Annotated in this window: 15 protein-coding genes, 1 tRNA gene and 3 pseudogenes; 6 read left to right on the forward strand and 13 right to left on the reverse strand. The window is 63.6% G+C overall.

Annotated elements, in window-relative coordinates:
• Positions 1-218 precede the first annotated feature (218 nt).
• A tRNA-Glu gene (locus AXW84_RS25135) sits at positions 219-336 on the forward strand.
• Between the two features lie 67 nt (positions 337-403).
• Here the strand turns inward: AXW84_RS25135 and AXW84_RS16760 are convergent.
• Positions 404-2,524 (reverse strand): protein-disulfide reductase DsbD family protein, encoded by a 2,121-nt coding sequence (locus AXW84_RS16760; RefSeq protein ID WP_236943151.1) that lies wholly within the window; start codon positions 2,522-2,524, stop codon positions 404-406.
• A gap of 224 nt (positions 2,525-2,748) precedes the next feature.
• Between AXW84_RS16760 and AXW84_RS16765 the strand changes: the two are divergent.
• Positions 2,749-3,693, forward strand: a pseudogene (locus tag AXW84_RS16765) (hemolysin family protein); the annotation flags it as partial.
• On the opposite strand, the pseudogene AXW84_RS26570 reads toward AXW84_RS16765, so the two are convergent.
• A pseudogene (locus tag AXW84_RS26570) lies at positions 3,589-3,852 on the reverse strand (hypothetical protein); the annotation flags it as partial. The pseudogenes AXW84_RS16765 and AXW84_RS26570 overlap by 105 nt on opposite strands.
• 9 nt (positions 3,853-3,861) lie before the next feature.
• Here AXW84_RS26570 and AXW84_RS26575 point away from each other — a divergent pair.
• A pseudogene (locus AXW84_RS26575) lies at positions 3,862-4,083 on the forward strand (transporter associated domain-containing protein); the annotation flags it as partial.
• Between the two features lie 89 nt (positions 4,084-4,172).
• On the opposite strand, the gene AXW84_RS16770 reads toward AXW84_RS26575, so the two are convergent.
• The 8 genes from AXW84_RS16770 to accD all read right to left on the reverse strand — a co-directional run bounded on the left by AXW84_RS16770 (position 4,173) and on the right by accD (position 10,814).
• Complete coding sequence (locus AXW84_RS16770; RefSeq protein ID WP_068235807.1) at positions 4,173-4,736, reverse strand: hypothetical protein; 564 nt, start codon at positions 4,734-4,736, stop codon at positions 4,173-4,175.
• 294 nt (positions 4,737-5,030) lie between these two features.
• Positions 5,031-5,576, reverse strand: a complete 546-nt coding sequence (locus AXW84_RS16775; RefSeq protein WP_068235811.1) for a gamma carbonic anhydrase family protein — start codon at positions 5,574-5,576, stop codon at positions 5,031-5,033.
• 47 nt (positions 5,577-5,623) lie between these two features.
• Positions 5,624-6,607, reverse strand: coding sequence for a radical SAM protein (locus tag AXW84_RS16780; RefSeq protein ID WP_068239592.1), 984 nt, complete (start codon positions 6,605-6,607; stop codon positions 5,624-5,626).
• A 58-nt stretch (positions 6,608-6,665) separates the two neighbouring features.
• Positions 6,666-7,499: an endonuclease III domain-containing protein gene (locus tag AXW84_RS16785; RefSeq protein ID WP_082773951.1), complete on the reverse strand. Its 834-nt coding sequence runs from the start codon at positions 7,497-7,499 to the stop codon at positions 6,666-6,668.
• Positions 7,500-7,662: 163 nt separating this feature from the next.
• The gene (locus tag AXW84_RS16790; RefSeq protein ID WP_071891457.1) at positions 7,663-8,379 is read right to left on the reverse strand and encodes an OmpA family protein; all 717 of its coding nucleotides are present in this window, start codon (positions 8,377-8,379) and stop codon (positions 7,663-7,665) included.
• A gap of 210 nt (positions 8,380-8,589) precedes the next feature.
• Positions 8,590-8,868 carry a YMGG-like glycine zipper-containing protein gene (locus AXW84_RS16795; RefSeq protein WP_068235815.1) on the reverse strand — a complete coding sequence of 93 codons (279 nt, stop codon included), beginning with the start codon at positions 8,866-8,868 and terminating at the stop codon, positions 8,590-8,592.
• 180 nt (positions 8,869-9,048) lie between these two features.
• Positions 9,049-9,780 carry an OmpA family protein gene (locus AXW84_RS16800; RefSeq protein ID WP_068239601.1) on the reverse strand — a complete coding sequence of 244 codons (732 nt, stop codon included), beginning with the start codon at positions 9,778-9,780 and terminating at the stop codon, positions 9,049-9,051.
• 107 nt (positions 9,781-9,887) lie between these two features.
• The gene (gene accD / locus AXW84_RS16805) at positions 9,888-10,814 is read right to left on the reverse strand and encodes an acetyl-CoA carboxylase, carboxyltransferase subunit beta (protein ID WP_082773952.1); all 927 of its coding nucleotides are present in this window, start codon (positions 10,812-10,814) and stop codon (positions 9,888-9,890) included.
• A gap of 324 nt (positions 10,815-11,138) precedes the next feature.
• Between accD and AXW84_RS16810 the strand changes: the two genes are divergently transcribed.
• The 3 genes from AXW84_RS16810 (at position 11,139) to AXW84_RS16820 (ending at position 14,898) form a co-directional block, all read left to right on the forward strand.
• A complete protein-coding gene (locus tag AXW84_RS16810; protein WP_071891460.1) occupies positions 11,139-12,161 on the forward strand; it encodes an OmpA family protein in 1,023 nt (340 codons plus the stop codon).
• Between the two features lie 78 nt (positions 12,162-12,239).
• Positions 12,240-13,691 carry a hypothetical protein gene (locus tag AXW84_RS16815; RefSeq protein WP_157887086.1) on the forward strand — a complete coding sequence of 484 codons (1,452 nt, stop codon included), beginning with the start codon at positions 12,240-12,242 and terminating at the stop codon, positions 13,689-13,691.
• Positions 13,692-13,767: 76 nt separating this feature from the next.
• A complete protein-coding gene (locus tag AXW84_RS16820) occupies positions 13,768-14,898 on the forward strand; it encodes a TlpA disulfide reductase family protein (protein ID WP_068235820.1) in 1,131 nt (376 codons plus the stop codon).
• A gap of 86 nt (positions 14,899-14,984) precedes the next feature.
• Here the strand turns inward: AXW84_RS16820 and AXW84_RS16825 are convergent, their stop codons facing one another.
• The 3 genes from AXW84_RS16825 to AXW84_RS16835 form a co-directional block, all read right to left on the reverse strand.
• On the reverse strand, positions 14,985-17,798 hold the full coding sequence (locus AXW84_RS16825) for a TonB-dependent receptor (RefSeq protein WP_068235824.1): 2,814 nt from the start codon (positions 17,796-17,798) through the stop codon (positions 14,985-14,987).
• Positions 17,799-18,101: 303 nt separating this feature from the next.
• A complete protein-coding gene (locus tag AXW84_RS16830; protein WP_068235827.1) occupies positions 18,102-18,797 on the reverse strand; it encodes a hypothetical protein in 696 nt (231 codons plus the stop codon).
• Between the two features lie 118 nt (positions 18,798-18,915).
• A complete protein-coding gene (locus tag AXW84_RS16835; protein ID WP_068235832.1) occupies positions 18,916-19,557 on the reverse strand; it encodes an SGNH/GDSL hydrolase family protein in 642 nt (213 codons plus the stop codon).
• Positions 19,558-19,651 lie beyond the last annotated feature (94 nt).

A 19,651-nucleotide genomic window follows, 5' to 3' on the forward strand; every position in this document is an offset into this window, starting at 1 on the left:
GTTCAAATAAGCTATGCAACTAGTGCGCAAGCCGCTTCACAGAAGCCCTCGAAATAATAAAAATTAAAAATTTACTGCATGCATATTATTATATTTCAACCATTTATAAACTAACAATCGTTTGTTGTGTCGTTTTCATCATATTTTTAATATTGAAACTTGTCCAATCTTATTCTACCTTTGCACCCGGCCAGAGCGAAAGGCTTTTGCTCATAACTTGTAGTGTGGTGGAACTGGCAGACACACCCTCCTCTCTCGAGGGTGAAGGTTCGGGATAAATCGGCCCCCCGGCCGGCTAACCACTTCGTGGAGGTTCAAGTCCTTCCGCTACAGCCAAAAACCTAAAGAGGCGACTTTATAAACAAAGTCGCCTCTTTAGGTTTTAGCATTTTTTATTTTGCAGCTACCGGGCCGCTACGGCCCCGTGCCGGGCCTGGTAGCTGCGCCGCCCCTCCTTCAGGAACTGCGCAAACTGCGCCACGTTGGGTTCGTAGGCGATGGGCGCCACGAGCGGCTTGCCCGTGGGGTCGTCGGGATTGAACAACACATAATAGGGCTGGGCATTGAAACCGTAGCGGGTCACCTGGAGGTCAGCGTTTTGCTTGCCCAGGCTGGTTTTCTGCTGGTGGTCGCGCGCCGAGGTGTACCACTCTTTTTGGGGCAGCTCGGTTTTGTCGTCCACGTACAGGGCCACCACTACGTAGTCGTTTTGCAGTTGGGTGAGCACGGCCGGGTCGCTCCACACGGTGGCCTCCATTTTGCGGCAGTTTACGCAGGCGTGGCCGGTAAAGTCAATGAAAATGGGCTTGTGCGCCTGTTTGGCGGCGCGGATGGCTTGCGGCAAGTCGAAGTAACCTTGCAAGCCGTGGGGCAGCTCCAGGAAGTCGCCGAAGCGCGGCGTTTCGCCCAGCGCGTTGGCGGTGGCCTGCACCGGCGGGGCGGGGCCCCCAGCGGCCAGCGAGAAGTCGTGGCGGCTCTGGGGCGGCAGGTAGCCGGCCAGCAGCGGCAGCGGGGCCCCGAAGAGGCCCGGCACCAGGTACGTCATGAAGCTGAACGCCAGCACGGCCATCAGCAGCCGGCCCACGCTGAGGTGTTCCAGCGGCGAATCGTGCGAGAGGCGGAACTTGCCCAGCAGGTACAGCCCGAGCAAGGCCGAGAGCACCACCCACAGCACCAGGTACACGTCGCGGGTGAGGATGCCCCAGTGGTAGGCCAGGTCCACCATGCTCAGGAACTTGAGGGCCAGCATCAGCTCCACGAAGCCCAGCACCACCTTCACCGTGTTCAGCCAGCCGCCCGAGCGGGGCAGGCTTTTCAGCCACGACGGGAAGATGGCGAACAGCGTGAACGGCAGCGCAAAGGCCAGCGAGAAGCCCAGCATGCCCACCACCGGGGCCAGCGTCTGGCCGCGGGCGGCCAGGCCCAGCACCGTGGCCACGATGGGCCCCGTGCAGCTGAACGAGACCAGTACCAGCGTGAAGGCCATGAAAAACACCCCGAGCCAGCCGCCTTTGTCGGCCTGGGCGTCGGCCTTGTTCACCAGGCCGCTAGGCAGCGTAATTTCAAACAAGCCCAAAAACGAGAGGCCGAACACCACGAACACCACGAAAAACAGCAGGTTCGGCAGCCAATGCGTGGCCATGAAGTTGGGGCCGTCTTCGCCCAGCAGGCGGGCCACCACCACACCAATCAGCGTGTAAATCACGATGATGCTGAGCCCGTACACCACGGCCTTGAGGATGCCGCGGCCGCGGCTGTCCTGGGCCCCGGTGAAGAAGGAAACCGTCATCGGCACCATCGGAAACACGCAGGGCGTGAGCAGCGCCGCCAGCCCCGAGATGAAGGCCAGCACGCCAAAGCTCCACAGCCCGCCCGCGTCGGAAACCGGCGCGGCCGCGGCCACTGCCGCCGATACAGCGGGGGCCCCGGCGGTTGTTTCATTGGTAACGGCCGTAGGAGCAGGCGCCAACGGTGCCACAACGGCAGCTGGAGTAGCGGCCGCAACGGGCGAGGCAGCGGCGGGCGCTGTTACGGCGGGCGCGGCTACGGCGGCTGCCGTAGCCACGGGGGCCCCGGGCTTGGCAGCGGGTGCGGCAGCGGCACTAGCAGCGGCCGCCCCGCTCACTTGCAGGGGCCCGAAGGCCAGGGTTTCGTTGCCGGGCACGCAGCGGCCGTCTACGTCGGTGCAGCTTTGGTAGTCGGCTTCGGCTTTGATGGCAAGGGGCCCCGGCTGGAGCACCTTGATGCGCTGGCGAATCTGGCCAGTTTTTTCCCAGAAAGCCACCTCGCCTTTGAACACCTCGTCCATCTGGTGGTGCGAGTGCACCGACTGCGGCTTGCCCACTAGGGCGTAGGCCGCGCTGGGCGCAAACTTGAGCGTAAACACCACGGGCCCCACGTCTTCGCTGAAATCGGTGGCGTAGAGGTGCCACTTGTCGTCGATGCGCGCGTTCACCAGCAATTCCACTTCCTGGCCCACCTTGGCGGTGGGCTGGCTGAGGGCCGTGCTGAGGTGCGTAGGCACCAAAATTTGAGCTGCTACGGGCAGGGCCGGCAACCAGCAGAGCAGTAGAAATTTAAAAAACCGGCGAATATTCATACAGAATTAATCAGCATTAAGCCGTAAAATTAGGCTTCCTAAGCACAATCGGCTGCTTGAAAAGTTCAAACGCCTAACCCCGCGCGCCAAAATCCGTACTTTTGGGCTACAATGGCCCCCAGACCGTCCGCGTCGCGGGGGCCGCCGACATGGGTTTAAAAATTCTTATCACCCTGCTACTCATCATAGCCAACGGGTTTTTTGTAGCCGCTGAGTTTTCGCTCATTCGGATCCGTCTTTCGCAACTCGAGCTCAAAGCCAAAGAGGGCAGCCGCCTGGCTGGCCAGGCAATGAAGGTGCTGCACAACCTCTACAGCTACCTATCAGCCACGCAGCTAGGGGTTACCATTGCTTCCCTTATCCTGGGGGCCGTGGGCGAAGAAGTGGCCACCGAAATCATTCTGAACACCATGAGCCGGTTCAGCATTGCCATTTCGCCGGCCGCGGCCCATAGCACGGCAGTGGTTGTGGGGCTGATTTTCATCACCATCCTGCACGTGCTGTTTGGTGAGCTGTTTCCCAAAACGCTGGCCATCCAGCGGCCCGAAGCCGTGAGCCTGGCCTTGGTGCTGCCGCTGCGAGTATTTTATTTCGCTACGTTGCCCCTGACGTGGTTCTTGTCGAAGGCCTCCAACGTGCTGCTGGGAGCAGTAGGCATCACTCAGGCCCACGGTACCGAAGCCCACACTTCCGACGAACTACGCCTGCTGCTGGACCAAAGCAAGCAGAGCGGCGAAATCCAGGACTCTGAGCACGAGCTGATTGAGAACGTTTTTGAGTTCAACGACCGCATGGTGCGCCAGATTATGGTACCGCGCACCAAGCTGGCCGCCCTCGACATAAACGCTTCGGAAGATCAGATTTTGGAAACGGTGTTCAGCGAGGGCTACTCGCGCTTGCCGGTGTACGAGGGCAACATCGACAACATCGTGGGCATCTTGAACGTGAAGGACCTGCTGCCCATCATCCGGCGCAACGAGCCCGTGGAGCTAGCCCGCATCATGCGCGCGCCCTACTTCGTACCCGAAACCAAAAAAATCAACCGCTTGCTGCGCAATTTCCAGCGCAAGCACACGGTCATGGCCGTCGTGAGCGACGAGTTCGGCGGCGTGTCGGGCATCGTCACCATCGAGGACATCATGGAGGAACTGGTGGGCGAAATCCAGGACGAGTACGACAACGAGGTACCCGTGGTAGAGAAGATGTCGGCCGATGAGTACCGCGTGGCCGCCGCTACGTCCATCTCCGACGCCAACGAGTACCTGCCCTTTCCGCTGCCGGAAAGCGAGGACTACGAAACCGTGGGCGGCCTGCTGAACGTGGTCTACGGCAGCATTCCGGAAGTGGGCGACGTGGCCGTGCTCGACCCCTACGAGTTCCGGGTGCTGGAGCGCTCGCGCCGCGTCATCGAGCTGGTGCAGCTGCGCGTGGTGCGCGCCGAGGAAAAAGCCGAGCCCCGCACCGACCTAAGCGCCGAGATTTAAACATCCGTTTCCACGAACCGCTGGTTCGCAAAAAGCCCCGGCATCTGCGCAGATGCCGGGGCTTTTTGCGAACCAGCGGTTCAGGGGGCTTAGAGTGCCTTCAGGATGAACAGCACCAGGCCAACCACCAGTACGATGGAACCAACGGTGATGAGGAAGCCCGAGCTAACGATGAGGCCGATGATTAGCGCGGCCAAACCTACCAGCGCTACCGTCAGCGATGCGCCGGCGGCGGCGGCGTGCGTGGTGCTGGCCGTGTTTTGCTGGCGCGCTTCTGCTTTGGCTACTTGCTTCATCACCTTGTTCATGGCCATGCGCTGCAACAGCGTGGGCTTGGCGGTGCTAGCGACAGGCTGGGCCACGGTTTGGGCCACAACTTGTGCCGAGTAGGTGCGCGCCAGGGTAGTTTTTGCAGCGGGCTCGGCTACCGGAGCAGTGGCAACTGCTGGCGTAGCAGCAGCTACGGGAGCCACGGCGGGAGCCTCAACGGTTACCTCGGGAGCAGTTGCGGCGGCGGCGGGTGCGGCCATGGCCTGCGTGGTACCCAAGTAGGAGGGCGTTTGCGGATTGAACGCATAATTGGTGCGGCTGCACGAGCTCAGTGAGCCAACGATTACCCCTAGGGCAAGCGTGAGAGAATAGGCTTTTTTCATGGTTAAGCGAAGGATTAGTTGAAGAATGAAAGGATATGATTTTATACGCGCTCCGCGCAGCAGCGATTATCCTGTTTATTCTCCGTAAGCACTCAACCTTAACCTTTCAAATTATAACCCGCTGTTTTTATTTGTTTTAATTTTTTAAAAAAACGCCAAAACTGCCGCAAGAAAACCGCTAAACAGTTCAGCACTTGGCGTGATTCGGGCGCGCGCACCTTTTTTCTGCGGGCTTCGGGGCCGCAGTAGTCGGCTGCGGGGGCCCTAACGAGGCGAGAATTGCAGACCAACAGCTCACACAGCCGGCGCATCGGGGGCAGCAGCTGGGGCCGCAAACCAGCTGGCGTAGAGCTGGTAATTCTCGGCAGTGCGGCGCAGGCCGGCGCGCTGGGCTTCGCCCACGGGCTTGATGCGGCGAGCGGGCACGCCGGCGTAGAGGTAGCCGGGCTCGCAGATGGTGTTCTCGAGCACTACGGCCCCGGCGGCAATGAGGCAGCCCGCGCCCACCACGGCGTGGTCCATCACAATGGCCCCCATGCCGATGAGCACGTCGTCTTCCACGGTGCAGCCGTGCACCAGGGCCCGGTGGCCAATGCTGACGCGCGCACCGATGCGCAAGACCGCGCCTTGGTAGGTGCAGTGCAGCACGGCCCCGTCCTGGATGTTGGTGCCGGCCCCGATGCGGATGCTGTTCACGTCGCCCCGCACCACAGCGTTGAACCACACCGTGCAGCCGGGCCCCAGCACCACGTCGCCCACCACAGTAGCGTTGTCGGCCACGAAGCAGTCGGCCGGGATTTCGGGATAAATGCCGCGAACGGGCAGGATGAGGGCGGGCATAGCTGAAAGCAAGGGATGAACCCAAATGTAGGGCCCCGGCGGGCGCCCTAGGTGCGCAGCAGCCGCTTCCAAGTGCCTTTGTCCCAGTTGTACTTGAGGGTGCTGGGCAGGGCTTGCCAAAAGTACTTGCTGGTTTCAACGGCAAAGCTGGGCTGCATGTAGCAGTTGATGGTGCAGCCCTCGCAGGCCGGCAGGCGGCCTTCGAGGGCGGCGAGGCGCTGGGTTTCGGGGGCCCCGTAGAGGTCGAAGAGCCGGCCGTCGATGGGGAATTTTTGCTGGCCCAGGTGGTAGCAGGGCAGCACCAGCTCGTTGCTGGGCGAGATAACGAGCGTGGTACTGGCGGCCCGGCACACGGGCGCGGCCACGTGGTTGCCGCCGTCGCGCCGCAGCGCGATGAAGGCCTCGTTGAGGTACACGCCCTTACGCCGGCCAAACGCGGAGAGGTAGTCCAGCTCCTCAGCCGTGAGCTGCTCGCCGGTTTCCACCTCGCCGTACTCGAAGGCCGGGTTGAGGATGAGCACCAGGCCGTTGGGCTGCGTGACGTCGCGGTACACGGCCTCCAGGTCTTGCAGGTTGTGGCGGAAGACGGTGAAGAGAATGTCCGGCCGCTCGCCCAGCTCCTTGGCCACGCGGATGCTTTCGAGCACGAAATCGTAGCAGGCCACGCCGCGGCCCCGGTCGTGGGTATCGCGGTCGGCCGAGTCGAGCGAGAAGTGCAGCATGTCGACCAGCCCGCGTAGCTTCTCCGCATTCTTGGGATAAAGCAGGCCGTTGGTGGTCACCGTAGTAATGAACCCCAGCTCCCGCGCCAGCCCCAGGAAGTCGGGCAATTGCCGATGCAGCAGCGGCTCGCCCCCGGTAAAGTCAATCACCGACACGCCCAACCGTTTGAGGTCGCGCAGGTTACGGTCCACGTCCACCAGCGTGATGTAGGGCGACGGCTTCTCCCAAATATCACAAAACGCGCACTTTGCATTGCAGCGGTACGTGACGTAATAGTTGCAGAGGACGGGATGCTTGACGAGGCGCATAGGCAGTGGGGTGGAGCGGCCGGGGCCCGATAGGTCCCGGCCGCTCCACCCCACGAAGTTAGTGCGGCAGCTTGCCCCAGGCGGCGGCGTCCCAGGCGGTGGGCGTGGCGGCCAGGGCTTCGGGGGTGGCGGCGCCGTAGTGCTCCTGGTAGTAGCTGCAGAAGCCTTTGAGGGGGCAGCGCGGGCAGTTAGGCTTCAGGAAAAAGCAGATTTGCTGCCCGTGCCAGTAGTTGTGCTTGTGGAAATTGAACAGCCCTTCAGCGTCGAGCCGGGGCCCCAGCAGGGCCAGCAGCACGGCGTGCGCCTTCTCTACCGACACCTTGGGGCCCAAGAAGCCCACCCGCTGGGCCACGCGGTGCACGTGCGCATCCACCGGCAGCACGGGGTGATGGTAGTTGAAAAGCAAGACCAGTGACGCCGTTTTCAGGCCGATGCCGGGCATGTCGGTCAGCCAGGCCATGGCGCGGTCGGTGGGCCAGTCGGCCAGGAAATCGAGGTCGAACTTGCCGCCCGTTTCGACCTGAATGCGCCGGAGAATTTCCTGGATGCGCGGCGCCTGCGTGGCCGGCCAGCGCGTGGTGCGGATGGCGTGAATCAATTCCTCCCCTGGGGCCCCCAGCACGCCCGGCCAGTCGCCAAAGGCCTCCAGCATCCGGTCGTAGGCCAGCTCTTCGTCGGCGTGGGTGGTGCGGTGCGAGAGCACGGTCGAAATCAGCTCGCGCATGGGCGTGCGCCGCGCCACCGGCGGCAGGTGCCCGTAAAACTGGTCGAGGATTTCGTGGTCGGCCAAGGCCTTGGCGGCGGCCTCAGCGGCGTAGGTAACGGTTGTCTGAACCACGGATTTATCGGATTTATCGGACGGGTCGGATTTTGGGGACGATTCCAGCAGCATGAGGCGCTGGGCCTTGAAGCCTTACCGTACAGCTACGAAAAAAGGCCGCCCGAAGGCGACCTTTTTATTTCTATTGTTTGGTTTTGCTAGTATGGGGCCGCCGGGGCCGTCCCCAAAATCCGACTCATCCGACCCATTCGATAAATCCGTGGTTCAGACGGGTTTACAGCGTGCCTTTTTTGGCGGCTTTCTGCATTTTCTCGTTGGCGAAAATGGCCACTTCCACGCGGCGGTTGGCAGCTTTTCCGGCCACAGTGGCGTTGTCGCCCACGGGCTGCGTCGAGCCATAGCCCGTGGCCGTGATGCGGGCCGAGTCTACGCTCTTGCTGGTCAGCTCGTTGGCCACAGCCTGGGCGCGGCGCTGGCTTAGGGGCTGGTTGATGGCGTCGGAACCCGAGCTATCGGTGTGGCCTTCCACCACCACGTTGGTATCGGCATATTTCTGGAGCGTGGTGGCCAGCTCGTCGATGTTGCCGGCAGCGGCGGGCGTCAGCGTTGAGGAGTTGCTGCCGAACAGGATGCCCGAGGCAAACGTGATTTTAATGCCCTCGCCCACGCGCTCCACAGTCGCGCCTTCCAGGTCGCGGCGCAGCTCGGCGGCTTGCTTGTCCATTTTGCGGCCAATGAGTACGCCGGCCCCGCCGCCGACCACGGCCCCGAGGATGGCGCCCTTAGCCGTGCCCGATTTGCCGCCAATCACGCGGCCCAGCAGGGCCCCGCCGGCCGCCCCGCCCAAGCCGCCAATGAGGCCGCCCTTCAGTGTTTTGGACATGCCCTTGGGCTTGGCCGTGCTCACAGTGGTGCTTTGAGCCTGTGCTAATTGGCCAACCAATAGCAGCAGCGCCAGCAAGAAAGAAAATGGAGTGCGAAAATTTTTCATGGGTAACGGGAAAATGAATTTTGGCAAGAACGGAATGAACCGCAGTGAGAAAATGGGAGCCGGCCCGCCAAATGGCCGGCAAATACGCCTTTTACAACCATCTTGCCAAACTTGCGCTCGCCGCCGAGGGCCCGGCCCCACAAAAAAGCCTGGCGGCAAGGTCAGGCTTTTTCGCGCTTGCTGAGCAGGTTATTAAGCCAGCGCGCCCCCTTATTTTTTGTTGCGGTAGCCGTTGTAGCGGGCCGGGTCTTTTTTCTTGTCTTGGTTGCGGCCAATCAGGCCACCACCTACCACGCCAGCCGCCGCGCCAATAACGGCTCCTTTGCCACCGCCGAGCACGGTCCCGGTCACGGCCCCTGCCCCTCCGCCGATGGCCGCACCTTTAGCTTTGCGGCTCCAGCCCTTTTTAGCGTCCTGGGCTTGCGCGGCCGAGCCTGCCAATAGAAAAACCATCAATAAAAACGCGAAGGCAATTTTGAAGGGTTTCATGGAAGCGAAGGTTAAGTGAAATTAGATAAGCGAGACAGTGATTTTAACGCAAGTCGCTTAGCTGGCGTTACCCACCGTTGGCTTGCACCCAGCGCTCTGCACAAAAAAAGGCGCCCTGTGGGCGGCTTTTTTGCTTTCAAAACCCAGCTGCTACAAGGGGCAACTGGCTTGGCAGCTAAACTATAGCGTACCAGCTTCGGCTGCTTTCTTCATTTTCTCGTTGGCGAAAATGGCAATTTCTACGCGGCGGTTGGCCTGTTTGCCTTCTGCCGTCGAGTTGTCGCCCACCGGGTCCGACGAGCCAAGGCCCTTGGTGGTGATGCGGCTGCTGCTCACGCCCTGGGCCACCGTGGCGTCGGCCACCGATTGGGCCCGGCGCTGGCTCAGGGGCAGGTTGATGGCGTCGGTACCGGTGTTGTCGGTGTGGCCTTCCACCAGCACGTTGGTGTCGGGGTATTTCTGGAGCGTGGCAGCCATCTTCACGATGTCGGCTTGCGAAGCCGCCCGCAGGGTGGCCGAGTTGGTGTCGAACAGGATACCCGAATCGAAGGTAATCTTGATGCCTTCGCCCACGCGCTCCACTTTGGCATTCTGCATGTCACGCTGCAAGTCAGCGGCTTGCTTGTCCATTTTCTTGCCGATGAGCACGCCGGCCCCGCCGCCCGCGGCTGCCCCTAAGATGGCACCGATGGCCGTACCGCGGCCGCCGCCCAGCAAGCCGCCTAGTAGGGCCCCCGCGGCCGCGCCACCGCCGGCCCCGAGCAAGCCGCCCTTGGTAGCTTTGTTCATGCCGGTTTTGCGCGCCCCGGTGCCGTTGGCTGACGTGTCGGCCGGCTGGCGCGTGGAGGCGCAGGAGCTGAACAACAGCACGCAGGCCATAAAAATCGAGAGCAGGGATTTGGGAGTAGTCATGTAAAAAAACAAAAAGTGAAAAAGCTGACTGCCGTATTGTACGGCAAACCCCGCTCCGGGGATGGGAGCGGGGTTTCAAGAAGTGTGCCGAAGCCGCCGCCGGGGCCCTAGCGGGCCTTGCCCGGGCTGCGACTCGGCGCCGCGGCGGTGGCGCCGGCAACCGGCACCGCCGCGCCGGGGGCCCCAGCCGCCGGCCGCAGCAAATGCAGCAGGTCGGCGAGGCGGCGCTTGAGGTCGCGGCGGTCCACGATGAAGTCCAGGAAACCGTGCTCCAGTACAAACTCGGCACTCTGGAAACCTTTGGGCAAGTCCTTGCCAATGGTTTCCTTGATGACGCGGGGCCCCGCGAAGCCAATGAGGGCCCCGGGCTCAGCAATGTTGAAGTCGCCGAGCATGGCGAACGAGGCCGTGACGCCGCCCGTGGTGGGGTCGGTGAGTAGGCTCACGTAGGGCACGCCGGCTTCAGAAAGCAAGGCCAGCTTGGCCGAGGTTTTGGCCATCTGCATCAGCGAGTAGCCGGCCTCCATCATGCGGGCCCCGCCCGAGCGCGAAATCATGAGGAACGGCACGCGGTGCTGGCGGGCGTAGTCGATGGCGCGGGCAATTTTCTCGCCCACCACCGAGCCCATCGAGCCGCCGATGAACTTAAAATCCATGGCCGCCACCACCAGCGGCTGGCCGTCGCTCAGGCCATGGGCGGTGCGCACGGCGTCTTTCAGGCCGGTATTTTTTTCGGTGGCTGCCACGCGCTGCGGGTAGGCCTTGGTGTCGACGAAGTGCAGCGGGTCGCCCGAGGTCAAGTCGGCGTTGAGTTCTTCGAACTGGCCCTCGTCGAACAGCAGGTCGAAGTAGTCGGCCGCGTCAATGCGGTCGTGGTGGCCACAGTGGCCGCACACAAAGTGCAGGCGCTTGTGCTCGGCCATGGTGGCCACCGTTTTGCACTCGGGGCACTTGTACCAAAGGCCATCGGGCGTTTCTTTCTTTTGTTCGGTGGGGGTGTTGATGCCCTTTTCCTCGCGCTTAAACCAAGCCATTTGTTCGGGAGCTGCAAGCTGTGAGCGGCGGGCCGCCAGCTTTGGATACAATAAAACTGACCACAAAAATACGCGCTGGCCCGCAGAGGGCCTGCCCGGGGCCCCACCCGGCGCGCAAGGGCAGCAAAGTAGTAAAACCGCGGCACAAACGCCGGCCGGCCGGGGCCCCCACCCTGGTCCGGCCGCCGGCAAAACGTGCCCCGGGGCCCCGGTCCCGTTCTACTGGGGCGGAGCGCGGGTCGAGCCGTACCTTGCCCCAGCGTTTGGAGCCATGCGGCTGGCGGCGAGCCCGGCGGCGGCACGGGGGCCCGTTTCTATTTTATTATGCGCCTGAAAAATTTCACGCCGGCCCTACTGGGCCTGGGTTTGCTCGCCGCCGGGGCCCTGCCGGGCTGCGTGGCAGCCCGCAAGTACGACGACCTGCAGGCCCGCCAGCGGGCCGATGCCCAGGGCAAAGCCGAGGCCGAGCGCCAGTACCGCGCCGCCACCGCCGAGCTGCAAAAAACCTCCGACGCGCTGGCCCAGCTGCGCCTCGACAACCGCCGCCTCGAGGACGACTCGCTGGCCACCGGCACGGCCTTGCGCAAGTCCCGCGGCCTCAACCGCGACCTGAACGACAGCTACGACCGCCTGCTGAAAAACAGCGGCCAGGAGCTGGCCAACAAGTCGTCGGACTACAACAAGGTGGCCCGCGACCTGGCCCGCCGCGAGGCCGAGCTGGGGGCCCTCGACGCCAGCTTGCGCACCAGCAAAACCGACAACGACCGCCTCGGCACCGACCTTAAGGCCCGCGAGGCCAAGCTGGCCGAACTCACCCAGGCCCTGGCCGACAAGGACCGGGCCGTGAACGACCTCAAGGCCCGCGTGAGCAAGGCCCTGCTCAGCTTCAACGCCAACGACTTGCAGGTGAAGCTGAAGGACGGCAAGGTGTACGTGTCGCTCTCCGAACAGCTGCTTTTCAAATCAGGCTCGGCCAAGGTGGACCCCAAGGGCCAGGCCGCCCTGAAAACCCTGGCCGCCGTGCTGCAAGAGCAGCCCGACGTGAACGTGGTGGTGGAAGGCCACACCGACACCGTGCCCATCAAGGGCGTGGTGAACGGGGCCAAGGACAACTGGGACCTGAGCGCCCTGCGCGCCACCGACATTGCCCGCCTGCTGGCGGCCGGCGGCGTGGGCCCGGCCCGCATCACGGCCGCCGGGCGCAGCCAGTACGTGCCCGTGGCCCCCAACGACACCCCCCAGAACAAGGCCCTGAACCGCCGCACCGAGATTATCCTGACCCCGAAGCTCGACGAGCTGTTTCAGATATTAGACAGTAGCAGCGGGGCCCCAGCGCCGGGCAAATGAGTTGGTAAGCTGCTCAGCGCCAAATCCCTTTCCCCTCCCTAACTTATCGGCAGAAAGTCCTTTCCCCTTTCTGCCTTTATGTATTCATCTTTCTACTCCCGCTTGCTACCGGCTTTGCTGCTGTGGCTGGGCTCTGCGCTGGCGGCGCAGGCTTCGCACATTATAAGCACGGACATTACTTACGCGCCGGTGGCCGCCACCACGGCCGGCACGCCGCGCTACCACGTCACACTCCGGCTGTACGTTGATTTGTCACCCGGGTCGGCGAGGCAGCCATCAGCAACGCTGACGTTCAGCCGCAACGGCTGCGACGCCGTTGGCACCGGCAGCTTCTCCGTCAACGTCCCCATCACGCAGGTGCTGAAAACCTACGGGCAGAGCTGCACGGGGGGCCTGGCGTACACCGTGCAGCTCTACGAAACCGACGTGGACCTGACCCGGGGGCAATGGACGATGGGCTTTAATGGTCAAAACCGGGCCGGTGGTGTTAAAAACGTCACCAACCTGCAGTCCCAAACCTACGGGGTTTATTGCAGCGCTTTTCTGAACACCGAGCTGGTGGCCCAAAACACCTCGCCCGTGTTCCTATCCACGCGCCTGCCATACGTAGCCAGCGGCCAGGCGGAACGCTACAGCTTCAGCGCGTTCGACGCCGACGGCGACTCGCTGGTGTACCGCTTCGTGACGCCGCAGGCAGGCACGGGGGCCCAATTGATATGCGGGGCGGATATTCCGAGCACGCCCTCGCCCCACTTCCGGCTCAACGCCGCCACGGGGGCCCTCACCGCCCCGGCCACCACGGCCACCGACGCGGGCCGCTATATCATGGCGGCCCGCGTGGACGAGTACCGACAGCTGAACGGCAGTTGGCAGCAAATCGGGTGGGTAATGCGCGACGTGAGCTACTTGTTCCTGAACGCCACCAACCGGGCCCCGGGCTTCACGGCCCTCACCGTGGGCGGGGCCCCGGCGGCGCAGCCCGTCAACGAGCTCATCCGGGTGCGGGCCGGCCAAACCGTGGTGCTGGCCCTTGACGCCGCCGACCCCGACGCGGGCCAAACCCTAAGCTTTGCCAGCGACGCCGTGGGCAGCGTGCCCGGCCTGAGCTTGCAAGCCCTGGGGCCCACCCGCACCCAGCTGACCTGGCAGGTGCCCGCCGCCCTGCCGCCAGGCCGCTACACGGCCACGGTGGCCGTAACGGACGACGGCTGCCCCAGCGCCAGCGAAGAGCAAACCTTGGCTTTCCTCGTGACGGCGGCCACCACCCTGGGCACCCGTCCCGCCGGGGAGGCTAAGTCGGCCGCCTTCCCCACGCCGTTCCGCGAGCAGGTGCAGTTCCAGGCCGGGGCCCCGGGGCAGGCCATCACCATCGTGGATGAGCTGGGGCGCGTGGTGGCCCAACTGCGCGCCCAGGCCGACGGCCGCGTGGTGTGGCAGCCCGCCGCCCTGCCGGCGGGCCTGTACGTGGCCCGCGGGGCCGACGGCCGCCCCCTGGCGCGCTTGCTGCGGGCCGCGGATACTAACTACTAGCTCGACGCGTTTCCAAGCGCTAGTTCACTAGCACATTGAATTTCAGGGACCTAAATATTTATATCCCCACGACCACTTGAAGAAGCACTTGCTTGGCTGCCTACTGCTGGCCCCGGGGCTGGCCCTCGCCCAAACGTCCTTTCCCTTCACCATCAAGGGCAAAATCGGTAACCTGAACGCGCCGGCCAAGGTCTACCTCATGCGCGGGATGGAGCCCACGGATTCCGCCACGTTCAAAAACGGGGCGTTTGAGCTGAAGGGCACCAGCGACGTGCCCCGCGCAGTGGACCTTTTGGTGAAGCGCGACGGCAAGCTGGGCAACGGTGTACTGGGGCCCATTAAGTACGTCCGGGTGTTTCTGGAGCCAACCCCGATTGTCGTCACCAGCCCCGATTCAGTGCAAAACGCCCGCGTTACCGGGGGCCCCGTCGCGGCCGACTACCAGCGGCTGGTGGCTTCGTCCGACCGCATAAAGGCCAAGATGAATTCGATTGGGGACGCGGCGAAAAAAGCCTCCGCGGAGGAGGGCAAGTCCCCCGCGTTTGCGGCGCGGCAGCGGGCGCAGTACGAGGCCATTACCAAGGAATTTGCGCAGTCGGACCGGGACTTCATCAAAGCCAACCCCAACTCCTGGGTGAGCCTGTACGCGCTGACGGGCCTGAGTACGATGACCGTGCCCCAGTACGCGGTGGAGGGGGCCCTGTACGAGGCGCTGAGCCCCGCCCTCAAGAACAGCCCGGAAGGCCGCCGCTACGGCGCTATGGTGCAAGGCCTGAAGGACGTGGCCATTGGGGCCCCGGCGCCCAACTTCGCCCAGCAAACGCCCGAGGGCAAAACTGTATCGCTGAGCGACTACCGCGGCAAGTACGTGCTGATTGATTTTTGGGCCAGTTGGTGCAAGCCATGCCGCCAGGAAAATCCGGCCGTTATCAAGGCATACGAGGCTTACAAGGGCCGCAACTTTGACATTTTGGGCGTGTCGCTCGACGGCGCAAACGGCCGCGAGAAGTGGCTAAAAGCCATTCAGGACGACCATTTGCCCTGGACGCAAGTATCGGACCTGCGCGGCGGGCAGAACGCCGTCGCCCAAACCTACCACGTGCAGGCCATCCCGCAGAACTTCCTGATTGACCCCACCGGCAAAATCGTGGCCGCCAACCTACGCGGCGAGGAGCTGCAAACCGTGCTGGCAAAATTTATCAAGTAAACGCCACCGCTGGCCAATCCCAACCGGCTACAAAAAAGCCCGCCCTGACGACCAGGGCGGGCTTTTTAGCGTTGGAAGCGCTTCGTTTACAGCGTGATGTTCACGCGGGCGAAGTAGTAGGCGCCGTTGAAGCCGAACTGGTTGGCGCTGTAGAGGAAGCGGCCGCGGTTCGAGTTGTCCAGCCCCGAGTTGTAGCTCAGGTTGGGGTCGACCGAGAAGTTGGTGGCGTTGTTGCGCGGGTTCACGATGAGCTGGTCGGGGTAAACGTTGAACAAGTTGTTCACCCCGATGATGAGGCCCACTTGCTTGGCAACCTGGGCGCTGAGCGTGAGGTCCGTAATCCACTTGGCCGAGAACGTTTGGTCGAGGAAGGCGCGAGCGGGGTCGGCGTCGGCGGTTTTGATTTCGCCGAAGCGCACCGAGCGGCCCTCGATGCCGAAGATGCCGAAGGTATAGGCGGCCGAGAGGGCGATTTTGCTGCGCGGGTTGCCGCTTTCGAGGCGGGTGCGCTGGGCGCGGTCAAACAGCGTGTTTTGCAGGTTGCTGGTGCCGGCGGTCTGGTCGTTGTTCACCGTGGCCGACGAGCTGTTGAAATTCGTCACCACCGTTTGGTTGAAGTTGGCGGCGGCTGTCAGCACCAGGCGGCTTTTGTCGCCCAGCGGCAGGCGCTCGTTCAGCACCACGTCTACCCCCTTGGTGCGGGTATTCACGGCGTTGGCGAAGAACTGCACCCGGCTCACGGGCAGCGTGCCCAGGATGGCGTTCACGGTGGGGTTGGTGCGCGTGAACTGCGCCGAGAGCACAATCCGGTCCTTGATGTCAATCAGGTACGCGTCGGCCGTGAGGGTGAAGCCGCCGGCTTTGCCGGTGACGCCCACGCCGTAGTTGGTCGATTTTTCCTGCCGGAGCGGCTCCACGCCGAAGCCCTGCTGGCCGGTGCCGCCGGCCGCGTAGCTGTTGCGCACAATGGGGTTGTCGTTGTTCACGGTGAGCACCTGGTTGGCCACGCCGCTCACAAACTGGGTGCTGGTGTTGGTGAAGTAGCGCTGCTGGAGCGAGGGGGCCCGGAAGCCGTTGCCCAGCGAGCCGCGCAGGGCCACCGCGTCGACGATGCTGTAGCGCAGGCCCACCTGGCCGCTCACGTTGCCGCCGAAGTCGCTGTAGCGCTCGGCCCGGCCGGCGGCGTGGATGAGCAGCTTATCGGTAATGTCGCTCTCCAAATCGAGGTAGCCCGCCACGTTGGTGCGGCCCTTGTTCACCTCGTCCTGCGGCTGGTAGCCGGGGAATACCTGTGAGCCCGAGGCCGCGGGGCCCCCGTTCACGGTGCGGCCGCCGTTGATGTACGAGGCGTACTCGCCTTTGCCAATCAGAAAATTGTCGTAGCGAAACTCGCCGCCGAAGGCCACGTTGAGGTTGGCCAGGGGCCCTACTTCGATGAAGCGGCGCGAGAAGCCCAGGTTGGTCGTGTTCTGCAAAAAGGCCAGGCGGCCGGCGTAGAAGCTGGTGGGGTTCACGCCCACTAGGTTGGCATCCTGCGGCAGCGAGGCGTTCACGGAGTTATCTACGTTGTAGGCCAGCTCGTTGCGGCCGAAGGTGTTGCTCAAATCCACGGCAAAGCCTGCGAAGTTGTTGCGCACGCCCACGATGGCCGACTGGTCATAGATGGTGGTGTTGATGAACGGCAGGAAGCCGTTGGGGAAGAGGTTCAGGTCGCTCTGGGTGGCCTGGTTGGGCAGGCGGTTGAAGCCGGAGCCGCGGCCGGTGCGGTACGAGGCGCCGCCCGACACGTACAGCTCGTAGCCGCCGCCCAGCCGGTAACCGCCGTTGAGGAAGCCGCCGAAGTTGCGCGTGGCCGACTGACCCACACGCAAGTCGTTGCGGTCGAAGCCGTTCTGCGCCACCAGGGCGTCGTCTTGGGCTTTCAGGTCGCGGCGGCTCTGCTCGGTGGTGGCCGAGGCGGGGTAGTTGCCGCCGTTGTTGCCCAGGTAGATGAGGGGGGCCTGGTCGGTGAAGCCGCGGTCGGTGTAGGCGCGGTTCAGGAACTGGCCGCTGAGGTCGAGGAAGCCGCGCTTGTTCAGGCCAATGCCCACGTTGAAATCAACCTGCTCGGTTTTGCCGTCTCTTTGCGTTGTCTGGCCGTACAGGGCGCTGCTGCTCACGCCGGTCGAGTCATCCTTCAGCTGGATGTTAATCACGCCCGCAATGGCGTCGGAGCCGTAGAGGGCCGCCGCGCCGTCGCGCAGCACTTCGATGCGCTTGATGCTGGCCGTCGGAATCACGTTCAAGTCGGTGCCCACCGAGCCGCGGCCGATGGTGCCGTTGATGTTCACGAGGGCCGAGTTGTGACGGCGCTTGCCGTTCACGAGCACCAGCACCTGGTCGGGGCCCAGGCCGCGCAAGCTGGCGGGGTCCACGAAGTCGGTGCCGTCGGAAATGGACTGGCGCGACGACTGGAACGAGGGCGCGGCGTAGGTGAGCACCTGGCTCACGTCGGTCTGGGCAAAGGCCTTGATTTCGCGGGCCGAAATCACGTCTACCGGGGCCGTGGTCAGCACGTTGGAACGGCCTTCAGTCACGCGCGAGCCGGTCACCACCACGTCGCCCAGGTCGGTGGCGGAGGTCACCAGGCGCACGTCGAGGCGGGTGCGGCCGTTGAGCGGAATCTGCTGCGCGGCGAAGCCGATGGCCTGCACCGTGATGGTGGCCGTGGGGGCCACGCTCAGCGAAAAGTCGCCGTTGGCCCCGGTGGCGGTGCCGTTGGTGGTGCCGCGCTCGAGTACGGTGGCCCCGGGCAGGGCCTCGCCCTGGGCCCCCAGCACGCGGCCGGTAACGGTGACGCTCTGGGCGTGTACGGCCAGGGCCGTGACCGCAAACAGGGGCGTAAGTAAGCGTTTTTTCATACAGGAGAACGGTTAAGAAAAGATGCGGCGATTGCGGAGGGAAATTTTGTTTTTACGCCTTGCCCAGCAGCGAGGCACTAGGCGCAAGTTACATACATCGCAATAGTTATTCCCTCCAAAATACAATAGATTGGCCAGATACTGGCATTCAGAACCTTCGCAGGCTTAAACATCGCGCCACCAGTTGGCAATATTTCTTCACAAAACAGGGCACGCTGGCGCACGGCATGCGCCGTATTGCCGCAAGGCTACGAAAAACCTGCCACTGTTTCGTACTTATTTCCCGCAATTAAGCAAGCAGCACTAGCGCAGCCGGTAGGCAAAGCCCCAGCGCAACGTGCGGGTGTAAGCTTCGCGCACGGGCCCGCCCACCAGCCCCGCCTGGGCGTTGGCGAAGCCGTAGGAGTAGCTGGCGTTGACGCCCACCCGGCCGCGCCACACGGTAGCGTCGGCCCGCAGGCGGCCATCGAGGGGGAAGCGGCCGCTGCGGTCGGTGTCCGTGGCCCACGCCGCCCCGTTGTTGTAGGTGCCGTGGCCCGTTTCGCGGGCCCTGAGCTGGCCCGCTAGCTCGGGGCCCACCAGCACATCGAGGGCCAGGGGCCCCATTCGGCAGCGGTGGCCCAGGCCAAAGAAGGCCGTCAGGTCCTGCGACCGCAGGTACGCGCTGCCGGTGGCGGCGTACGCCGTGTTGGCGTAGCCAGCCGAGTAGTAGAGGGCGGCGATGGCCGTGCGGCTCCGCGCCCAATCGTAGCCCGGGTCAAACGCCAGCAGGCCCTGGCGCCGGCCCACCCGCTGCACGCGCCCTCCCAAAGCGAAGCCCGTGCCCAGCCGGCTGCCGTAGGGGTTGTTGGTGTAGCCGCGCTCGTAGCCGGCGTAGTTGCTGTAGTTGACGAACGACGTGGCTTCGGTGCCGCTGCCCCGGTAGTGGGAAAAGCTGGCGCCGGCCCGGCCAATCAGTTCGATGTGCTGGGCAACTGCTGGCGCAGCTATGGCCAGCATTGGAACGAGTAGTAAGCGTTTTTTCACTGGCGCGGGCATTGGGTAGAAAGCTGGCAGAACGCAACAGCTTCGGGATACCGTTTGCCCCCAAAACGTTGCACCGGTGGTGCCCATTATTTCATTTCAGCAACCCCTGCACCACGGGCAGCGCCTGCTGGGCCCACAGGCGCATTTGGGGCCCCGTGTAGTGCAGGCCGTCGGTAGTGAACTGGCTGGCGTCGCCGGCGGCGGACCGGGTGAAGAACGTAATGTCGACGTAGGCGATGCCGGCCTGGCGGCACTCGTCGCGGGCAACGGCGTTAAACTGGTCAATTTCGATGCCAATCCGGTCCTGGTCGCGGCCTTTGGCGAAGGGCGTTTGGCCCCAGTCGGGAATCGAAAGCACCACCACGTGCCCCGCCCGCCCGTCGGCAAACTGCTCCGCCGTGGCCAGCAGCTGCCGGAACTCGGTACGGTACAGGGCCTGGGTTTGGCCGCGGTACTGGTTGTTGACGCCAATCAGCAGCGACACCAATCCGTAATCGGTGCGGTGGTTGCCACTGGCTTGGATGGCCCCTTGCAGCTCAGCGGTGGTCCAGCCGGTGCGGGCAATGATGTCGGGCGCTTGCACACCCAGCCCGGTTTGCTGCGCCAATTTAGCCAGCTGCACGGGCCAGCGGTCGGCTTCGGCCGCACCTTCGCCGATGGTGTACGAATCGCCCAAGGCCAGGTAGGTGGTGCTGGGGACGACCGGGGCCGGAGTTGGAGCAGGAGTGTACATAGAAGCAACGCCAGAATTGGTGGCGCAGGAGGACAAGACAACACCAGATAGCAACGGCAAGAAACGCACGGGAACGAACTTTTAACGGCCAGGG

This window comes from Hymenobacter sp. PAMC 26628, from assembly GCF_001562275.1.
In the GTDB taxonomy this organism is placed as follows: domain Bacteria; phylum Bacteroidota; class Bacteroidia; order Cytophagales; family Hymenobacteraceae; genus Hymenobacter.

Excerpts from the sequence above, each read along its gene's own strand:
- AXW84_RS16770 (WP_068235807.1), bottom strand. The coding sequence starts at position 4,736 with ATGAAAAAAGCCTATTCTCTCACGCTTGCCCTAGGGGTAATCGTTGGC.
- AXW84_RS16775 (WP_068235811.1), bottom strand. The coding sequence starts at position 5,576 with ATGCCCGCCCTCATCCTGCCCGTTCGCGGCATTTATCCCGAAATCCCG.
- AXW84_RS16780 (WP_068239592.1), bottom strand. The coding sequence starts at position 6,607 with ATGCGCCTCGTCAAGCATCCCGTCCTCTGCAACTATTACGTCACGTAC.
- AXW84_RS16785 (WP_082773951.1), bottom strand. The coding sequence starts at position 7,499 with ATGCTGCTGGAATCGTCCCCAAAATCCGACCCGTCCGATAAATCCGAT.
- AXW84_RS16790 (WP_071891457.1), bottom strand. The coding sequence starts at position 8,379 with ATGAAAAATTTTCGCACTCCATTTTCTTTCTTGCTGGCGCTGCTGCTA.
- AXW84_RS16795 (WP_068235815.1), bottom strand. The coding sequence starts at position 8,868 with ATGAAACCCTTCAAAATTGCCTTCGCGTTTTTATTGATGGTTTTTCTA.
- AXW84_RS16800 (WP_068239601.1), bottom strand. The coding sequence starts at position 9,780 with ATGACTACTCCCAAATCCCTGCTCTCGATTTTTATGGCCTGCGTGCTG.
- accD (WP_082773952.1), bottom strand. The coding sequence starts at position 10,814 with ATGGCTTGGTTTAAGCGCGAGGAAAAGGGCATCAACACCCCCACCGAA.
- AXW84_RS16810 (WP_071891460.1), top strand. The coding sequence starts at position 11,139 with ATGCGCCTGAAAAATTTCACGCCGGCCCTACTGGGCCTGGGTTTGCTC.
- AXW84_RS16815 (WP_157887086.1), top strand. The coding sequence starts at position 12,240 with ATGTATTCATCTTTCTACTCCCGCTTGCTACCGGCTTTGCTGCTGTGG.
- AXW84_RS16825 (WP_068235824.1), bottom strand. The coding sequence starts at position 17,798 with ATGAAAAAACGCTTACTTACGCCCCTGTTTGCGGTCACGGCCCTGGCC.
- AXW84_RS16830 (WP_068235827.1), bottom strand. The coding sequence starts at position 18,797 with ATGCTGGCCATAGCTGCGCCAGCAGTTGCCCAGCACATCGAACTGATT.
- AXW84_RS16835 (WP_068235832.1), bottom strand. The coding sequence starts at position 19,557 with ATGTACACTCCTGCTCCAACTCCGGCCCCGGTCGTCCCCAGCACCACC.